Origin of the sequence: Qipengyuania zhejiangensis (assembly GCF_035607565.1) — a bacterium.
Lineage (GTDB): Bacteria > Pseudomonadota > Alphaproteobacteria > Sphingomonadales > Sphingomonadaceae > Qipengyuania > Qipengyuania zhejiangensis.
Window position 1 is genome coordinate 973,233 of record NZ_JAYKGO010000003.1, and the last position, 17,872, is coordinate 991,104.

General features: G+C 62.6%; 20 protein-coding genes. 11 read left to right on the plus strand and 9 right to left on the minus strand.

The window, feature by feature from the left end:
- The first annotated feature begins 111 nt into the window (after positions 1 to 111).
- Positions 112 to 2,076, plus strand: coding sequence for a TIR domain-containing protein (locus VR863_RS12405; protein ID WP_324828782.1), 1,965 nt, complete (start codon positions 112 to 114; stop codon positions 2,074 to 2,076).
- Here VR863_RS12405 and VR863_RS12410 read toward each other — a convergent pair.
- Positions 2,069 to 4,759 (minus strand): CHAT domain-containing protein, encoded by a 2,691-nt coding sequence (locus VR863_RS12410; RefSeq protein ID WP_324828783.1) that lies wholly within the window; start codon positions 4,757 to 4,759, stop codon positions 2,069 to 2,071. The genes VR863_RS12405 and VR863_RS12410 overlap by 8 nt on opposite strands.
- 56 nt (positions 4,760 to 4,815) lie before the next feature.
- Complete coding sequence (locus VR863_RS12415) at positions 4,816 to 5,049, minus strand: hypothetical protein (RefSeq protein ID WP_324828784.1); 234 nt, start codon at positions 5,047 to 5,049, stop codon at positions 4,816 to 4,818.
- Between the two features lie 101 nt (positions 5,050 to 5,150).
- On the opposite strand from VR863_RS12415, the gene VR863_RS12420 reads away from it, so the two are divergent.
- The 8 genes from VR863_RS12420 to VR863_RS12455 all read left to right on the plus strand — a co-directional run bounded on the left by VR863_RS12420 (position 5,151) and on the right by VR863_RS12455 (position 12,068).
- Positions 5,151 to 7,112, plus strand: a complete 1,962-nt coding sequence (locus VR863_RS12420) for a hypothetical protein (protein WP_324828785.1) — start codon at positions 5,151 to 5,153, stop codon at positions 7,110 to 7,112.
- 244 nt (positions 7,113 to 7,356) lie between these two features.
- Complete coding sequence (locus VR863_RS12425; RefSeq protein WP_324828786.1) at positions 7,357 to 8,739, plus strand: tyrosine-type recombinase/integrase; 1,383 nt, start codon at positions 7,357 to 7,359, stop codon at positions 8,737 to 8,739.
- 43 nt (positions 8,740 to 8,782) lie between these two features.
- Positions 8,783 to 9,361: a MarR family winged helix-turn-helix transcriptional regulator gene (locus tag VR863_RS12430; RefSeq protein ID WP_324828787.1), complete on the plus strand. Its 579-nt coding sequence runs from the start codon at positions 8,783 to 8,785 to the stop codon at positions 9,359 to 9,361.
- Positions 9,362 to 9,430: 69 nt separating this feature from the next.
- Complete coding sequence (locus tag VR863_RS12435) at positions 9,431 to 9,676, plus strand: thioredoxin domain-containing protein (RefSeq protein ID WP_120218727.1); 246 nt, start codon at positions 9,431 to 9,433, stop codon at positions 9,674 to 9,676.
- The gene (locus tag VR863_RS12440) at positions 9,676 to 10,467 is read left to right on the plus strand and encodes a hypothetical protein (protein WP_324828788.1); all 792 of its coding nucleotides are present in this window, start codon (positions 9,676 to 9,678) and stop codon (positions 10,465 to 10,467) included. The genes VR863_RS12435 and VR863_RS12440 overlap by 1 nt, the downstream gene beginning before the upstream one ends.
- A gap of 87 nt (positions 10,468 to 10,554) precedes the next feature.
- A complete protein-coding gene (locus VR863_RS12445; RefSeq protein ID WP_324828789.1) occupies positions 10,555 to 10,788 on the plus strand; it encodes a hexameric tyrosine-coordinated heme protein in 234 nt (77 codons plus the stop codon).
- A 5-nt stretch (positions 10,789 to 10,793) separates the two neighbouring features.
- Positions 10,794 to 11,324: a peroxiredoxin family protein gene (locus VR863_RS12450; protein ID WP_324828790.1), complete on the plus strand. Its 531-nt coding sequence runs from the start codon at positions 10,794 to 10,796 to the stop codon at positions 11,322 to 11,324.
- 48 nt (positions 11,325 to 11,372) lie between these two features.
- Positions 11,373 to 12,068 carry a 2OG-Fe dioxygenase family protein gene (locus VR863_RS12455; RefSeq protein WP_324828791.1) on the plus strand — a complete coding sequence of 232 codons (696 nt, stop codon included), beginning with the start codon at positions 11,373 to 11,375 and terminating at the stop codon, positions 12,066 to 12,068.
- A gap of 6 nt (positions 12,069 to 12,074) precedes the next feature.
- Here the strand turns inward: VR863_RS12455 and VR863_RS14925 are convergent, their stop codons facing one another.
- Genes VR863_RS14925 through VR863_RS12470 form a run of 3 tightly spaced genes read right to left on the minus strand, consistent with a single transcriptional unit; the run spans position 12,075 to position 13,217 of the window.
- A complete protein-coding gene (locus tag VR863_RS14925; protein ID WP_353545347.1) occupies positions 12,075 to 12,422 on the minus strand; it encodes a TehB-like domain-containing protein in 348 nt (115 codons plus the stop codon).
- Positions 12,368 to 12,820 (minus strand): hypothetical protein, encoded by a 453-nt coding sequence (locus tag VR863_RS12465; protein ID WP_324828793.1) that lies wholly within the window; start codon positions 12,818 to 12,820, stop codon positions 12,368 to 12,370. The genes VR863_RS14925 and VR863_RS12465 overlap by 55 nt, the downstream gene beginning before the upstream one ends.
- Positions 12,813 to 13,217 carry a group III truncated hemoglobin gene (locus tag VR863_RS12470; RefSeq protein WP_324828794.1) on the minus strand — a complete coding sequence of 135 codons (405 nt, stop codon included), beginning with the start codon at positions 13,215 to 13,217 and terminating at the stop codon, positions 12,813 to 12,815. The genes VR863_RS12465 and VR863_RS12470 overlap by 8 nt, the downstream gene beginning before the upstream one ends.
- A 140-nt stretch (positions 13,218 to 13,357) precedes the next feature.
- Here VR863_RS12470 and VR863_RS12475 point away from each other — a divergent pair, with 140 nt between their 5' ends.
- Complete coding sequence (locus tag VR863_RS12475) at positions 13,358 to 13,843, plus strand: RrF2 family transcriptional regulator (protein ID WP_324828795.1); 486 nt, start codon at positions 13,358 to 13,360, stop codon at positions 13,841 to 13,843.
- Positions 13,836 to 14,729, plus strand: coding sequence for a LysR family transcriptional regulator (locus tag VR863_RS12480; protein WP_324828796.1), 894 nt, complete (start codon positions 13,836 to 13,838; stop codon positions 14,727 to 14,729). The genes VR863_RS12475 and VR863_RS12480 overlap by 8 nt, the downstream gene beginning before the upstream one ends.
- Here the strand turns inward: VR863_RS12480 and VR863_RS12485 are convergent.
- Genes VR863_RS12485 through trbF form a run of 4 tightly spaced genes read right to left on the minus strand, consistent with a single transcriptional unit; the run spans position 14,717 to position 17,869 of the window.
- The gene (locus VR863_RS12485; protein ID WP_324828797.1) at positions 14,717 to 14,944 is read right to left on the minus strand and encodes a DUF2274 domain-containing protein; all 228 of its coding nucleotides are present in this window, start codon (positions 14,942 to 14,944) and stop codon (positions 14,717 to 14,719) included. The genes VR863_RS12480 and VR863_RS12485 overlap by 13 nt on opposite strands.
- On the minus strand, positions 14,941 to 16,149 hold the full coding sequence (locus tag VR863_RS12490; protein ID WP_324828798.1) for a TraB/TrbI/VirB10 family type IV secretion system protein: 1,209 nt from the start codon (positions 16,147 to 16,149) through the stop codon (positions 14,941 to 14,943). The genes VR863_RS12485 and VR863_RS12490 overlap by 4 nt, the downstream gene beginning before the upstream one ends.
- On the minus strand, positions 16,146 to 17,189 hold the full coding sequence (gene trbG, locus VR863_RS12495) for a P-type conjugative transfer protein TrbG (protein ID WP_324828799.1): 1,044 nt from the start codon (positions 17,187 to 17,189) through the stop codon (positions 16,146 to 16,148). Before trbG ends, VR863_RS12490 begins: the two co-directional genes overlap by 4 nt.
- Complete coding sequence (gene trbF / locus VR863_RS12500) at positions 17,186 to 17,869, minus strand: conjugal transfer protein TrbF (protein ID WP_324828800.1); 684 nt, start codon at positions 17,867 to 17,869, stop codon at positions 17,186 to 17,188. The genes trbG and trbF overlap by 4 nt, the downstream gene beginning before the upstream one ends.
- Positions 17,870 to 17,872: the final 3 nt, after the last annotated feature.

Genomic DNA, 17,872 nt, shown 5'->3' on the forward strand with positions numbered 1-17,872 from the left:
AACCCCGTTCGTCGCCCATTTCCTAGGGATTTTTCCCGCCAGCGCACAGCTGGCACACGCCCGGCGCGCAAAATCCCGCGAATTCGAATTCTGCTTCTCACGCTGCAAAACGTGTTATCAGAAACCATGACCGGGGGGGGATCAAACGGCCGGACGGGGCCTGACGTCTTCGTCAGCTATTCGCGCAACGATCGCGATGCGGCCCGCCGTCTTATCGATTTCCTCGAGCAATCGGGCTTTTCCGTCTGGTGGGACGGGATGCTCGAGGCCGGCACGGTCTATACCCGAACCACCGAAGACGCGCTGGAACACGCCAGGGCGGTGGTCGTGGTGTGGAGCGCGCGGTCGGTCGAATCCCACTGGGTGCGCGACGAAGCCCAATCTGGCCGCGATCGCGGCAATCTGATCCCGGTTTCCATCGACGGCAGCCTTCCCCCGCTGGGTTTCCGGCAATTTCAATCGGTCGACCTGTCGGATTGGGACGGCCATGGCGAAGCAAGTTCGGCCCGCAACGTGAGGGACGCTGTCGCGCGGCTGGTCGATCCGGACAATCCGGTTGCCCCAGCCCCGCCTGCCCCCAATGCGCCGCCCGCCCCTGCCCCCACCGCGCGATCGCGCACCGTGTGGATCGCCGCCGCATTCGGCGCGCTCCTGATCGCTGCGATTGCCGTATGGCAGCTGCAGGACGCACCGGCACCGACCGAGGCGAACAGCCTTGCCATCCTCCCGTTCGACAATCTGAGCGACGACCGCGAGCAAAGCTATTTCTCGACCGGCCTCGCCGAAGAAATGCGCCAGTTCCTGACCCAGCAGTCAAATCTTCAGGTGGTGGCCCAGGCATCGACCAGGGCGGCGGCGGAAAAAGGCGGTGAAGCCCAAGCGATTGCGACCGATTTGGGGGTGCGTTACCTGCTCGATGGCAGCGTGCGCCGGTCACAGGACAAGGTTCGGGTGTCGGTCCACCTGATCGACGGAACCAACGGCTTCGACATCTGGTCGCAGGCCTATGACCGCAGTCTGGACGACATTTTTGCGGTCCAGTCCGATATCGCCCGCAAGGTCGCGTCGGCGCTGAAGGCACGCATCCAGGCATCGGGTCGCGGGTCGGCGGCGCGGGTCGGAGGTACCGAGAACGCGGCCGCCTATGACGCCTATCTGCGCGGCATCACACTCTACGATCTGGCCCTCGACGAAAGCAGCGATCGGGCGGCGCAGACCCAGTTCGAGGCCGCCGTCAGGGCCGACCCGTCCTATGGCGCGGCCTGGGCCGCCCTTTCGCGGGTGCAGACGACCATCGCGAACAGCTATTCCAACGACCGTCCGACGTCCGAAATCTACGATGCGGCCATCGCATCGGCGCGCAAGGCGATTGCCGTTGCGCCCGACTTGCCTGCCGGCCATGCCGCGCTCGGCTATGTGCTGCTCAACGGGCGTCTCGATGTGGCCGCGGCGCGCCAGCCATACCAGACCGCCTACAAGCGCGGCGCACGCGATGCCGACATTCTCCAGGCCTACGCAACCTACATGGGGCGCGTGGGAGAATTCGACGCGTCGCTGGCGGCGAACGACAGGGCTGTCGCGCTCGATCCGCTCAACGCGGTGATCCAGCGCCAGCGGGCTCAGGTGCTGTACGCGGCCGGTGACCTTGCCGGGGCCCGCACCGCCATCAACAAGGCCCTGAAGCTGAACCCCGAAATGAGCGTCGCTTCACGGATCCTTGCCGATATTTCCTACCTCGAAGGCGATTACCGCACGGCGCTGCGCCTTTACGAGGACGAAGGCAGCGATCTCAGCCGGTTCACCGGGTTGGCACTTGCGCGCTTCAAGCTGGGCGACACGGCCGGGGCGGACGCGGCCATGGCGCAGCTGCGCGCACGCTTCGGCGACAACGGCCTCTACCAGCAGGCGCAGATACTGGCGCAGTGGGGCCGCAAGGCCGATGCGCTCAAGGCGTTGGAGCAAGCGTTTGCTGCGGGCGATTCGGGCCTGGTTCTGTTGCGCAACGACCCGCTTTTGAAACCTGTGCGTTCGGACCCGCGTTTCAAACGGATCCTGTCGCGGCTGGGCTTCAATTAGGGTCGAACTTCCCGCCTTCGAAGGTTACATCGAGGCGGGTGTTCTGGTTCGGGTGCAGGCAGAACGGCCCCATCTTCATCGGCACGATCGCCCCCGGCGGCAAGCCGGTTTCCGCAGCCACATATTGCGCCATGTCCAGCATGGTGGCGTCGGCAAATTCGTCATCGAATTCGGCGGGGTTGCGGGCGAAATAGTAAATGTAGGCCGCCTCGCCGTTCCAGTCATCGATCTTGGGCAAAGTTGCGCCGGCGATGCCGCCCTTCCAGCTCGTCGGATCGAAAGAGAGGTAGTTGCCCGGCGCAGGGGCATACGGGCACCGGCTGGCCAGATAGACTTCGGCCCTGCGGTTGGCGGGTTCGACCGCCCCGTCACCGGCATCGATGATCGGATACCTCTCGCCATATCCCTGCAGGTCCGCGACCAGGAGTTGCTTGCCGTTGGGCGTATCGATAATCACGTCCGCCACGACCTTTGCGCGCTCCATCGACAGATCGGAGTTGAACTCGTCCGGGCCGGAGGAATCGGTCAGGCCGGCTACCAGCAGGCCGCTTTTCGGACAGGCAATGTTGTCGCCGAGATTTTGCAGGCGCATCCGGTCCTGATCGTTCAGGGTTGCCGCACCAAGGTCGAACTGGACCGTGGTGGCGAGCCCGTCGCAGAAGGCCGGGGCGCGATAACCGGCCAGATCTTCCGGCCAGGCATCGGTGCTGACGACGGGCGTCAGTTCATCCGAACGATAATTCGCCTCATGCCTCTGCGGCTCCATCATCGGCTCGGCGCCGCCGAAGCTTCCGCCCAGCTCCATCAGGGGTGCAGGCGCAGTCACATTGGCGAAACGCGGGTTCGCGGCCATTTGCGGATCGGGCACATAGGCGTAACCGCCCCCGCCCGTGCCGGAATAGTCTGTGTTCGTATACGCGGTTTCGGGCGTGTACGTTGCGGTGCCGTTCGTGGGGATCGGGCGGACGACGCGGCGAACGACGCGGCGCGGGGCACCTTCGCCTACAAATTCACCGCTTACCCCGTCTGCCGTGCCCTCGGTCGGGCGCGTAGGGATGGTACGCTCCGCCATTTCCGGGGGGCCGGATGCGGTCACTGGCCATTCGATTTCCTCGGCGAACCCGATTGACGGGGTCTGCCTCGGGCCTGATGCGGGCTGGGGCCAATCGTTTTCCGCCGCGAAACGGGGCGGCGGGCCGCCATTGGGCGTATCGCGCCCGATCTGCGCGTCTTGCGGTCCGGCAGAGGGTGTGTCGGTAGGCACGGTGGCTGGGGCCACGTTTACAACCACCGTCGGCACGGCGACCGGAGCCGCCGACTGCACGGGGGCGGGGGCCGGCGCCGGTTCGTCGGCGGCCTTGAAATAATCGAAACCGAAGTAGGAAAGGGCGACCATCGCCACCGGCGCGACAACCTTCAACGAGGAAAAGATGCTCGCGAGGTCCGAGGCCTTTCGGCTCATCATCGAGAGCCATTCCTCGCCGCCCTGCGCAGCCGGTTCTCCCGATGCCCCCGCAGCCGCTGCCGCCACGGCAGCAGCCGGTGGGTCGATGAACTGGATGCGATCGGTTTCGCCCGACGTGTACAGCGCCGGCGTGATCAGTTCGACCTGTGTACGCACGTCATCGTCACTGGCGATGGCGCAGCGGCCCAGCGTGACCGCGTTCGCGATGGTTTCCCCGCCAAGCAGCGCGGTGTAGAATTCCTGACTGAAATTGATCGCCGCTTCATCGGAAACGGGTTGCTGCATCCCGATGACGAACGGGACATTGATGCGCTGGAGCAGGTTCTGCGCCACGCCGGCCATGGGCGCTTCGCCGGACGTCTGCCCGCTTTGGCAGGAATTGAGCACGACCAGCCAGGGCCGGCGGTTCAGCAGCATGTTGCGGAACGTCTCCGCCTTCAGCTTGTCGCCCGTGCCTTCCTCGCCCGTTTCGAGCGCAAGGTAGCCCTCCCCATCGGCGAAGCCGCTGTGCCCGATGTAGTGAATGATGTGCGGCTGCCATTCGTTGATCGTGCGCCGCAACTGGTCGCGGTCGGCGTTGGGCAGCGATTTTATCTCGAACCCGCCGGCGTCCTTGGCCACCAGACGGTCAATCCGCGCCTCGATATTGCCCAGCTCGACATCGGTCTTGAGATCGCGCCATGGGTTGGCCGCAACCACGAGAATGCGGACAGGGCGTTCGATGGGCGCGGGCAGATCGCTCTGCGCGTCCAGTTTGCGGACGATGTTGGATGTGGTCCCGATGGCCAGGAACCGGTCGCGCGAACGCAGATACAGGGATTCCCACGGAATGCCCGAAAGCTCCGCCGTCTGCGACAGGTCGATTTCGAGCTCTATGCCTTCGTTGTCGGCAATCCGGTCTTCCAGCGCCCCGACGATCTTCGTCCCTTCGCCGGTTCCCCCAAGGTCAAAAATGCTTTCCAGGACACGTTCGCCGATATCCTTCAAGGTCGGCATGTTCGCCGCCTGGAAGAACCGCGTTTCGGGGGTCAGTTCGGCCGCGCTGCCACGGAAACTGCGGGTCGATTGGGTGGCGCCGTCTTCCAGCCACAGGTCGGAAATATCGGGCGGCAGCCTGGTCTTGAAGCGGTGCACCGCCCCGGACCGCCGAACGGTGACCTGGTAGAGCCCGGCTTCCGCTTCCGGGGCAAAGGCGATGGACCAGCGCTTCTGGCTCACCGGAATGCACCCGGCGTCTTATGTGTCAGATCGCCCCCGAACCCCACCTTGCGCTCCTAACGATCCCCGTCGTTGCCGCGGAAATTGCGGTCCCCGTCATTTCCCCGGAAGTTGCGGTCGCCATCGTTGCCCCGGAAATTACGGTCCCCGTCGTTGCCGCGGAAATTACGATCACCATCATTCCCGCGAAAATTGCGATCGCCGTCGTTTCCACGAAACTTGCGGTCGCCATCGTTTCCACGCTCGACGCGTTTTTCATCGTCTTGCGGCTTGTCTTTTTCGTCGGCCATGTGATTGTTCTCCCTACTTCAAAGATTAACCCAGATCAGTTAATCCAGCAAGCGCGGCATATTTCATTTATTTCAAATACATGGCGGGGGAAATTCAAATATTGCGCGATCAGCCACCTCCCCCGTCACCAACCCTGCGCCTGTCGCTGGGCGTGACGGGCCACCGCCGCGGTCACGCTTCCTATCCCAAAGACGACCGCGAACTATGCGACCAACTGGCCTCGATCTTTGCTGCCATTGCGCACCATGCGAAGGAATTCGGTTCGACGGTGCCGGCACGCCTGCACACGCTGCTGGCTGACGGGGCGGACCAGCAAGCCGCCGCGGCGGCGCATGACCTGGGGTGGGAACTGTGCGCACCGCTACCCTTCGGACGGCTGTTGAACCGCGCTATATCGGTCCAGCCGGCCACACTCGAACACACGCGCCGCATTCTTGCCGGCGACCATCCCGACGAAGCGGAGGTTGCCACACGCCTCGATGCGATCGAGGCGTTCGAGCAGCGCGGCTGCCTGTTCGAAATTGCCGAACAGGACGCCCAGATCGAATCCCTCCTGCTGCGCCATGTGAGCGATCCTGGGAACATGGCGCTGGCCAATCGCTTCGCCTTCGAAACCGCCCGCCGGTATGCGCTGGGTGGACGAGTGTTGGTGGAGCAGAGCGATCTGCTGGTGGCCGTGTGGGACGGTGAATCGGTCGCCAATATTGGCGGCACGGGCCACACCGTTCGCGAGGCTCTGCACAACGCGGTGCCGGTGTTGCGGATCGACCCTGCCGATCCGTCCAGCTGGAGCATTCTGACATCGAGCGAGATGCTCGCCCACCCCGCAGCGTCCGGCGAACGGGCGGGGCGCGATGAAACCTTGCGCAGAATTGTCGAACACGCCCTTGGCCATCGCAACGAAGGAACGCTCGCCACTCTGGGTGAAGAAATCTGGCGTCCGCAAAGCTCTGCATCCCACCATGCCTACCGCCGTGTCGAGGCGCTGTTCGGAAGGCAGGGCCTGTCACGGCGCTTTGCCCGGATCCGGCAGCGCTACGAGAATCCCGATGAAATTGCTGCGGGGTCGGCCAGCCCGGTGCTCGAAAGCGTAACGCGGATGTCGCCGGACGGGGCCGACATGGCGAAACGCATCAACGCCAGCATTCTGGCGCCCTTTGCATGGGCCGACGGAATTTCGACCTTCCTTTCCGATCGCTACCGGTCGGGCATGATCGTCAATTTCGTGCTCGGCAGCATCGCGATTATCGCCGGCGTCCTTTACCTGCCCCTGGGTGGACCGGAAAAGAAGTGGATCTTTGCTGCGGTCGAACTGGTCACACTGCTGGTGATCGTCATGAACACGTGGGCGGGCGGAAAACGCAACCTGCACGTCCGCTGGTTCACAACGCGCCGCGTGGCCGAATATCTGCGCCAGAGACCGCTCTTGCTCGCCGCCGGCGTCGCCCGGCCAACGGGCCGCTGGCCATCGGGGCCAAGCAGCGACTGGCCAGAACTCTATGCCCGCATGGCGGTGCGCCAAGTCAGCCTGCCGCACACCAGGGTCACCGAACCGTTCCTGCGCGATCTGCTGACGGCGCTGCACGATCTGCAGGTGCGCCCCCAGGCCGAATACCATCGCGGCAAGAGCGAACTCCTCCACCGCGTCCACCACGCGCTCGACCGCGCTTCCGAATTCCTGTTCCTCGGGGCCATTCTGGCAGTTTCCGCCTATCTGGTTCTGGCCGGAGCGCAGGCACTCGGCGCTGTGCCGCACATGGATCTGGTAAAGCTGGGCAAGTGGTTCACGGTGGCCGGCGTCGCCTTCCCGACCATCGGCGGCGCGCTGGCGGGCATCCGCTATTTCGGTGATTTCGAACGGTTCGCCGATATCTCGCAAGTGGCTGGCCGGCGGCTGGAAGAAGTGGCCGAACGCATCCGGCACCTGCAAGCGGCACCGGCAGGAAAGCTGGAATTCAGCGATGTCGCAGACCTGCTGCGCACAACCGATGAAATCGTGTTCGACGAACTGGAGAACTGGCAAGCGGTCTTCAGCGCCAAGCGCATCGCCGTTCCGGTCTAGAAGATCAAAGCGCCAATGGTGCACCCGACAGGATTCGAACCTGTGGCCTCTGCCTTCGGAGCCGGTAAGGACCCCCCTACGCCAGGGTGCGCCAGAGCCGCTTATTCCACTCTAACACACTGTTTTCAATCATCTAAATTGCGACACTAGCTTCGCTGGCCTAACCCAAACTTCGCTTCGTTTCGCTCCCAACTGCTTACGTGGTGCTTACGCGAAATCGGGTGAAATGAGCCGGAGAAGTGCAGTGCCGAAACTCAGCAAACGGATCGTGGATGCAGCCGAGGCGATGAGCAAGGACTATGTCATCTGGGACGACGACCTTGCTGGTTTCGGACTGCGGGTCTTCACGACCGGCAAGCGCAGCTACGTCCTGCAGTATCGCGCGCTGGGCCGGTCCCGTCGCTACACAATTGGTCCGCACGGTGTCTGGACGCCCGAGACCGCGCGCAAGGAAGCGCTGATCCAACTCGCCCGGGTGGCCAAGGGCGAGAACCCGGCCGAGGAGCGCGAACTAGATCACAAGGCGATCACGATGAAGCAATTGTGCGAGCGCTATCTCGAGGATCTCGGCAATGGCCTGATCCTGGGCAAGGGCAATCGGCCCAAGCGGCCCTCGACCAAGATCACCGACACGGGCCGGATCAACCGCCATATCATCCCTTTGGTCGGTACCCGCCGGGTGAAGGATCTGACCCAGCCCGAGATCATCAAGATCATGATGGACATCATGGCCGGCCGGACGAAGGTCAACGTCAAAACCGAGAACCTTCGTGGCCGCTCTATCGTCACAGGAGGCGTCGGTACGGCGGCGAGGACCATTGGCTTGCTGAGTGGCATTCTGACCTATGCCGTCAATCTCGGCATCATCGAGAAGAACCCGGCGCATGGCATCAAGCGGCCCAAGGATCATACCTGCCGCCGCAGGCTCTCAGAGAACGAGTATCGTGTGCTTGGCCAACTTCTGCGCGATGCCGAAGCCAAAGCGGAGGCGGAACTGGACAGCGCACTCCTCACGGCCATGAGGATCATCCGTCAGATCGCATTGACCGGCTGTCGCCGTGGGGAGATCATCGGCCTCAGATGGGCCGAGGCTGACACTGAGGGAAGCGCCTTCCGCTTCACGGATACCAAGACCGGCGAGTCCATCCGGCCGATTGGCCTGCCAGTGGTGGATTTTCTGGAAGCAATCCGCCCCGACGAGCCCGGCCTCCATGTCTTCCCCGGCGAGCGCCAGAAGGACCGCCCCTTCGGCAGTTTCCCGAAGCACTGGAACAAGCTCGTCAAAGGCACGGCGCTGGAGGGGATCACGGCCCATGTGCTGCGGCACAGTTTCGCCAGCATCGCGAACGATCTCGGTTTCACTGAAGTGACCATCGCTGCCCTTCTCGGCCATTCCAAAGGGACGATGACCAGCAAATACATCCACACGATGGACAGCGCACTGATCATGGCTGCCGACACGGTCTCAAGCTACATCGAAGCCCTGCTCAATGGGGTCGCGTTCAAGCAGACAATCTATGCGTTCGACCGTACATCGCGCCGCAGAGCAGCCCTGCGCTTCCTGGCGCAACAGCACGAACCTGAAGATTGCGATGCGCCTGCATCGGAAGCTTCCGCACGCATTTAACAACAACCTTGACACAGAAATCCATTTGATTAGGACTCCTAACATGATTCGTGACCAGCTCATCTATGGCCTCAGCCGTCTGGCCGCCCTGGCTCGCCAGAAGGACTGGCAGACCGGCGAAGGCGCTGGACTGACTCCCACCCAAGGGGATGCGCTAAGGTTGCTGGCCGACCGTCCGGAGGGCTTGCGCCTGAAGGACCTTGCCGCACAGCTCAGTGTGCGCTCGTCAACTGCCAGCGATGCTGTCTCGGCTCTCGCCAGCAAACACCTTGTGGAACGCAGGCCTGACCCTGATCATGGCCGGGCAATCCGGGTGTCCTTGTCTCTGGAGGGCCGCGCCCTGCTTGGCCAGCTTCCGGACGGCTTTGAAGACATTGTCAGTCTGCTGAGCGACGGCAATGCCGAAAGCCTGCATAGCATAGTCGTGCGAACCATCGCGCAACTGCAACGTTCCGGACGCATTGCGCCCCAGCGCATGTGCCTGACCTGCCGGTATTTTGTGTCCGATACGAGCACGACCGAATCAGGCGAGCATTATTGCCGATTGATCAAGGCGCCGCTTCGCCAATCTGATTTGCGCCTCAATTGTCCTGAGCACGAGGAGGCCTCCTCCTCAGCCTAGATGCCCTCGGGTCGCACCGGGGTAACGCGCACAGCGTCTTCTGTGCCTTTGAATATTAGGAGTCCTATCATGAAGTCCAAAGCCATTTTCTATCACGCCGGTTGCGGCGTCTGCGTCGCTGCCGAACAGGCATTGGGGCAGGCGCTCGATCCGGCGCGCTACGACGTCGAAATCGTCGACTTCAATTCCGCACCGGACCGGGTCGGCGAAGCTGAAGCTGCCGGTGTGCAATCGGTTCCGGCCTATGTCATCGACGGCCAAGCGTTCCACATCAACTTCGGTGCCTCGATGGCGGCGGTCAAGGGAGAGGAATGATGCGCGCTCCTGCCATAGTCGCGGCCGCGCTGGCCTTGGGCGCACCGGCGGTGCAGGCACACGATGGTAGCGCCCATTCCCAGGACCCGTCGAGCGAGCGAATTGCGGCCTCGCACGAACATACCGGCGGTATCCGTCCAGCAGCGGATACTGCCGTGCAGGCACCGTTCGATATCGTCCACGCGAAGATCAGGACGGAGGGCAATGTGGCCATATTCCACATGGCTGTTTCTGGACGAGCGGGCGTTACGCGCCCCAACGCAACCGGGCGGTTCGAGGGATCGAGTGTCTTCTCCTACGTCTGGCCGACGACGATCGACCCCTACGAGGTCGGCTTCGAGCGCGGCGCTGGCATTCTCGCGCTGGCCGTCACTTCCCACCCCGATTTCGACGACACACCGTTGTTCGATGAGACGAGGGATGGAGATCTGGCCAACGATGGCGGCGAATGGCACATGCACTGGGTGGTGCTCGGGCCGGACGAAGCCTGCGGAGCCAATGGACTCAAGGTCAAGGACATTCCTGCAGGCACCAGTCCGCGTCTTCCCATGACCTGGCCGGGCGCCCCAATCCTGCTCGACAGTCCCGGCTGGCAACCGAACCTCACTCAGGAAACGGTTGAAGTGAGAGTACCGTTCGGTGACATCTCGATTGTTCAGACCGCAGGGTTTGATGGCGTGACGGCTGGATTGCGCGTCAACGAAAGCGCACATTCGCCGCTGCTGTGCGTTGCCAATGTGTTCAAGGTTGCCTCAGGCGATTTGAGCCTGCCCGGCAGGGTAAACCAATAGAAGTCCCTGACAGAGACCAGAGCCATACCGGCTCTGTCGGCGGGTCCGGCTTAGGCCGGACCCGATCCGGATTGCGGAGGCCCGACGATGCAAACACCAGCTGACATTGCGTCACTCCTGACCACCAACCCGGACGAAGGCTTTGCCCTCGCAATCAAGTTATCACGCCTTGCGGTGAAGCTGACGCAGCCTGATGCGCAAATCCGCGCCAGCTTGCGCAACGAATATGAGCAGGACGCAATGGCGCTCGTCGCTGTTGCCCAGGTCGTGGCAACGCATTTTGCCACAATTGCTGCAGCCAACAATTACTGGAAGGATTGACACCCATGAACACCGAACCGGCCCAGCCATGGACGACTACCCGATGGTTCAACAGTGAACCGCTGACCCTGGAGGATCTGCGCGGACGCGTTATCGTCCTCGGTACGTTCCAGATGCTGTGCCCAGGCTGCGTTGCCAACGGTCTCCCGCAGCTCCAGCGGATCGTGCAGACGTTCAATCGCCGCGATGTCGCGGTTATCGGCCTTCACACCGTGTTCGAGCATCATGCAGCGATGACCCCAACTTCGCTCGAAGCCTTCTTGCTGGAATACAGGATCGGGTTTCCCGTCGGGGTGGATTCGCATGAGGATTCGTCCGGTACGCCCATTACCATGACCCGATACGGTCTGCGCGGCACGCCTTCGCTGGTGCTGATTGATCGCGCTGGCCTGATCCGCTTTCGCGGGTTTGGTCACGAACCCGATCTGGCAGTGGGTGCCCGCATCGCTCAACTGATTGCGCAGCAGGATGTCGGCATGGCGACCGCAGGAGAATCCGGCGCCGCAGTTTGCGTGCCCGGTGGGGAATGCGGATAGCGCGAGGATTCTTTGCCATTGCCAAGCTCGACAACCTTGCCTGACGTTTTGCGTGACCTGATTGTCCGTGTCCGATCGTTCGGCTGGGCATCCGCCGCCCGCGAGACGACGTGCCAGTTGTTAGGGCCGCTCAATGAAAAAGCGTGGTCAGGATTTGCAGCGAGTTGGGATCGGCTTGAGCTTGACACCTATATGGCGGATGGTGGACGCTATCGGCGTCGGCGATATGCCGTTCTGGGCTTCTCCGAAGGCCGTCTCGCCCAGCTCACGCCTCGGGCGCATTTCCAAAGCCGGGACCACAATCCGCTCAACGGCGGGATAGCGCGCTGGTTTGCTCAGGTGGAGCAGGCCACGCTTGAAAATCCAGTCTTTGCCGACCTGCTCAACCTCTGCCTTGCTGTCTTCGAAACGGGTACTACGACTCTCGAAATCGAGGTGCACCAGTTCCGCATAGAAGCTGGCCTGTCCGCCGGACATCCGACACCGGAGGGCATGCACCGTGACGGGGTTGATTGGGTCGGAATTTTCCTTGTCGAACGCAAGAACGTCGAGGCCGGAACCACGCAAATCTGCGTCGATGGCTTAGTTGATCCGGCTGAGTTCACTCTGGTCGAGCCGCTCGATGCCGTATTCATCAAAGACAACCGCGTCCTGCATGGCGTCACGCCAATCACGGCGCAAGACGCGCAATCGACAGGTCACCGCGATGTGTTGGTTCTGACCTTCCGGACAGTGGCAGTATAGTCTCGCTCAAACGCGGTGGAAGGCTATCGACAACCGCACAGGACCTACGAGTTCCAGATGATGCTGCTCACGCGGTGGAACGACAAACTCGTCGCCCGCGACAAGTTTGCAGCGATCGCACTCCTTGTCGTCCCAAACAAGCATGATTGCACCCGCCTCGACAGCAAGGACAGCCCAGACATCTGGCTTAAGGCGGTGCTCTGCCAGTAGGCCGCGCGGAATAGATACCTCATTGAAAGGGCCGAGATGGCGGTAGCATTTCGTACCAGGCGGTAACCTGACAAGAGGGCTTGCTTTCATCAGAATACGATGGCGCGGATGATCACGACCGCAAAGCCGAACAGCGCGAGACATATCGGGATAACAAGCACCTGTCCAAACACGGCCTTCATCGACATTGGCCCGGTGTAGGTCTGGAGCGGTGCCACGCCGCGTGCGAAATCGGACCTACGCCTGGACGGCTTGAGGCCCACCAAAATGCTGGCGGCTGCGAAGTATATGACGGTGTAGCCGATGCTGACGATGATCGCGAAGAGTGCATGCAGGTCATTGCCAGTTGCAAGGATCATGCACACGAAGAAGACCCCATATCCGGCAAACATCACAGCCCAGATCCATGCCGGAAACTCCATGTCGGAATGTTCCGGCTGGGCCGGGCCGGAGGGCTCGGAGGAGGTGTTCGTGCAGTCCAGTGGTTGCTTAGCCGCGCCCGGGCCCTCTGAGAGCGCGGCAACGCTGTTTTCGTCAAGCATCGGTCAATCCCTTCATGGCTTTGATGTCGCGCCGCCCATCTCGGTGAATGCGAATGCCGGTAAGCAGACTGTCGGCGATCATTCGCGCCCGGCTGCCTATGAGGTTGCTGGCGGCTTCGTCGCGTTCGATCTCGAGCAGGGTCTGATCGAACAGCGCAAGCCAGTGCTCGAACTCCGCGCTCTCAATGCCGGGGATCGCGATGTGTTTGAGCATCGGGTTCCCGGAAAATTCGCCGCTTTGATGCAAAACTGAACGCCAGAAGGCCTTCATCCGTGCAAGGTGATCCGGCCAGTTCGCAATCCGCGCAGCAAAGATTGGTCCGAGAAGTTCGTCATCACGAACCTTGCCATAGAAGCGCTCGACCAACCCATCGATGAAGTCGCTATCGATCCCCATCGCTTCCGCCGAGCTGAGCCGCTCTGCGCGCACGGACTTTGCGTGATTGATTGACATTCTGTAGGCCCCGACTCAAAGTGGTATTTTATATACTACTAATATGCGGTTGCGGTTTAAGCAACATCCAATATACCACTTTTATGAGACTGAGCCTGCATACTGACTACGCGCTGCGCGTGCTGATGTACCTAGCGACGACCGATGAGCTTGCTTCAGTCGACCGTATCGCGGACGCCTTCGGCATTTCCCGGAACCATTTGATGAAGGTTGCAAAGCACCTTGCGGATGGCGGCTATATCGAAGCCAAGCGTGGTCGCGGCGGCGGCCTGGCGCTCGCAATGCCGAAACGCGAGATCAGTGTGGGGCAAGTCGTGCGCTCGATGGAATCGCTGTCCGGTTTTGTCGAATGTTTTACGCCTGAGACCAACAAATGCCCGATTGCCGGTGCGTGCGGACTGCAGGGCGCTCTAGGGCTCGCGGTCGGCGATTTCCTGAAACGTTTGGATGGATATAGCCTGCAGGATCTGGTGCCCGATCGAAATCGCTTCGAGGCAAGATTGCGCGGACTGCCTTCCCTGAAGGCCCAAGGTTTGGCAGACTTGAACAATCGTAGGACCCATGATTGAGATCCATCAGCTGCGCTACGCAGTTGCGACTGCTGACTCGAAGAGCTTCTCACGGGCGGCAGCAGCGCTCAATGTCAAACAGATCACGCTCAGCCGGAAGGTGCAGCAGCTCGAAGACCGCCTGGGTGTCAAACTGTTTGAGCGGTCGACGCGCGGAGCAGAGATTACGGAGAGTGGTCGCCCATTCATCGAGCAGGCACGCCGCATCGTTACCGATGTCGACAACCTGCGGACGACGGCCCGCAATGTGAGCTACGGCCTGCATGGGCGTATTGCCGTGGGCTATTGTTCTCCACTCATGGCGGGCAATCTCAGGCTGGCGATCTCGGACTATTTGACCAAATTCCCGGACGTTCAGTTCGATGGCGTCGAGGCGGGTCTGGAACGGCTGACACATGGCCTGCAGTCGCACATGATCGATGTCGCAGTGGCACCGGTTGGCCAGCTTGAAGACGGGATCGCTTCGCGCAGCGTTTGGTCGGAAAAACTCTACGTCACACTGCCGGATGATCACGAACTGGCGACACGCCAGAAAATTTACTGGCAGGACCTGCGCCGCGAGATCTTCGTGGTCCCTTCGAGCGGCCTTGGCCCCATATTCGAGAACCTGATCGCATCCCGCCTGACCGAACAAGGGCGACGCCCGAATATCATCGTCCAGGATACCAGCCTCGAAAGCGTTCTCAGCATCGTGGCGGCAAAGCGTTACATCTCCATCGCGACGGGAGCGTCACAAGGTGTTGCATGGAGCGACCTGCGATTTCAGGAGATCCACGATCCCACCGGCCCTGCCCGCCTCGAATATGCGCTCTACTGGCGCGAGGACAATGACAACCCCGCGCTCCAGCGCTTCTTCAAGCTGATCGAGGAACGCTATCCCGGCTGAGCCGCGCGGCGCGCCTTGGCGAAACTCCGGTCGGTGGCAATGAACCGCGCCAACATCGGCGCGACCAGTTGCTCAGGCGTTGGCGCCCCACTTGTATTGCCGCCATTGATCACCACGCCATAGGCGACCAGATCGCTGTGCAGCCTGGCGGGCACTTCGATAGTCAGCTTGACCGGCTTTTCATCGGCGATGTCGGAGAGCTTCAAACGGGTCATTGCCCGCCTCCCAGCACCAGGTCGCGCGTCACCAGCACCCGTACCGGATAGCCGGGACGGATGGTGATGGTCGGTCTGACCTGGAGCTCACGGCTGACAATCTGCTCGCCGGCACGGTTGACGCTGTCCTGGCTGCCACGACGCAGAGCACGCGTGATGTTGCCATCGCTACCCGAGCCCAATTCTGAACCGACCCCGAGCAAGGTCGAGACCAGCGCCGCCTTGAGCACCCCGCCCCAATGGTAGTCGATGCCGTCCTGCAACCCAGCGAACCCTTGCGTATCCGATGCAGGCTGGCGTTCGAGCACGATCGAACGGCCATCGGGCAGGATCAGCCGGTTCCAGGCCAGCAGCACCCGGTTCTGCCCGAAAGCTACATCGGCATCATAGTCGCCGATCAGGCGCGAGCCCTGCGGGATCAGCAATATGCGCCCGGTCGGGCTGTCATAGACATTCTGAGTGACCTGGGCGGTGACCAGGCCGGGAAGGTCCGAGCGGATACCCGTGATCAGCGCCGCCGGAATGACCGAACCGGCCTGCAGGATTTCGGGCGATGCCAGCCCGGTAAGCCTTTCGAAGGACACAGTGCGCCGGTCGCTGGCACGTTCGAGAAAGACCTGCCTGCGTCCGGCTTCGGATTGTGGTGCCGTGCCAGGAGAAGTGGCAGGTGCAGCACTCGATGCGGGCAGGACAGGCAATCCAGCACCCGCCCCGTTCGGAGTGCCGCCACCGAAGAACAACCGGCTCCCGCGCGCGGCTTCGCGCTCCTGTTCTGCACGCTGGCGAGCAGCTTCGGCAGCAGCAACGGCGGGATCAGGCGGTGGCGCGGTTGGCGGCTGCGAACCGATCGGCGGAAGTTCGGCAATGTCGCCGCGCTGCTGGGCATCGAGGATCGGCTTGCCGAGATCGCCGGGAAGCGGCGGCCCGAGTTTGGGCACCTCGCCATAATCCTTCGGCGCGCCCGCAAAATTGTCAGCCACGGCAGAGCCATCGGTGTTGTAGAGTTCTTCGCCATCGCTCCGTCCCGAAGGCTGGAGCGCATAGATCAGCGCGCCGCCGACCAGGGCAATGCCGCAGGCAGAGGCAATGCCGATGGCCTTGCGCGACAGGCGCATCACGCGCGGCGGATCGCCGCGCAGCTTTACCGCTGCTTCGGGATCGACGGGCGCGACTTCGGCACGCTCGGTGTCATCGTCGCCCGTCATGCCCGCCCCCGCCGGTTTGCGGTGATCCGCACGGTCTTCTGACCGCGTCGACTGCCAAGGCGCAGTTCGGCCCGGTCGAACAGCCGGTCGACGATCATGAAGCGGCCCGATACGCGGTAGTTGACCAGCTCAGCCACACCGCCCGCGCCGACTACGAACAGCGGTGGCAACTCGCCCTGCGCGACCCCTTCGTCAAATTCGATGAAGACGCGGGTGCCGTCATCGAAAACGCGCAGCGGACGCCAGTCGGTCCGGTCACCATCGACCTTGTAGCGGAAATTGAGCAGCGAGAGGTCCATCCCCGCTGCAATCGGTACTGCACGTTCGGCTTCGGCCTGGGCCTGCCGCAAAGCGATCAGTTCGTCCTGCGGATAGGTCCAGGAGACCGAGGCCATGTAAACGGAAGGATTGGCGCGCAGTTCGAGATGGTAGGTGCGCCGGTCGGTGTTGATCACGAGATTGGTCGCGATGTCGGGGCGGACGGGCTTGACGAGGATATGGACTCGCGCGGACGGACCGCTGCCGCTGACCGTGTCGCCAATCATCCAGCGCACCGTGTCGCCCGAGGCGACCGGTCCCGAGCCGACGAGTTGCTCGCCTTCCTGCAGCGCGATGTCGGTGACCTGTCCAGGTTTGGCATAGATCTGGTAGAGCGCGCCTTCGGTGAAGGGATAGACCTGGATGGCGTTCAAAAACCCGGTGCCGTCGGGCTGGACGCGGGCCGCCTCCATTGCCGCTCCCACCCGGTCCCTCGGAGCAGGGGGACTCTGGGACGGGCGGGAGCGACCCGCGGCCCGGGGAGGGGATGGCCGCGGAAGGGGTTGCAACTGGCCGGGAAGCGGCAGCGGCACGGGAATGGCCACGACGGTCTCTGTCGGTGCTGGCGAAGGGAGTGCCTGCGCCGCCTCGCTGCGCGGCGCAGGCACGGCAGGTCCCTCGGCGGATTGCGTCCGGGCCTGCAAGGGGGTGATGATCGCGACGCTTGCTGCAAGTATTGCGAGGGTGACGGTGCGCCGGCGGCGCGCAAGAGTGCTGATCATGATCCGAGTTCCTTCGACCAGTTGATGGCGTTGACGAAGATGCCGAGAGGGTTCTTGCGCAGGGCATCGGGGGTATGCGGGGTCTGGACAACGATCGTCAGGATCGCGGTCCAACGGCTTGTCTCGGCAAGGCTGCCGTCGCGGTAACGGCGCTCGATCCAGGCGACGCGGAAACTGGTCGGCGAGGCGCGGATGACGCTGGTGACATCGACCCCGACCTGTTCGCGGCCGATGAGGGCGAAGGGATCGTTGGTGCGGGCATAGTCGTTGAGCGCCAAGGCTCCCCGGTCGGTGGCGAAATCATAGGCGCGCAGCCAGTTCTGCCGCACGATGATCGGATCGTCGGGAACGGCGCGCACCTGCTCGATGAAACGGGCAAGGTGGAAGGCTATCTGCGGATCGGAAGGCGTATAGCCTGCATCGGCAGGCGCGACCGCCTGCGCTTCGCCGAGTCTGTCGACCTGCACCACCCAGGGAACGATCGATCCGCGCGCACCCTGCCAGACAATCCCGGCGGTAAGGCAGGTCGAAAGCCCGAGCGCACCGAAGAAGGCGAGCCGCCAGCTGCGCGCCTGGACGCGGGCGGAGCCGATCCGGTCGTCCCAGACCTGCGAGGCGCGCTGGTAGGGAGTCTCGGGTTCGGGAGTCTTGCCGTAGCGGATCGATGGGCGTCGGAACATGGA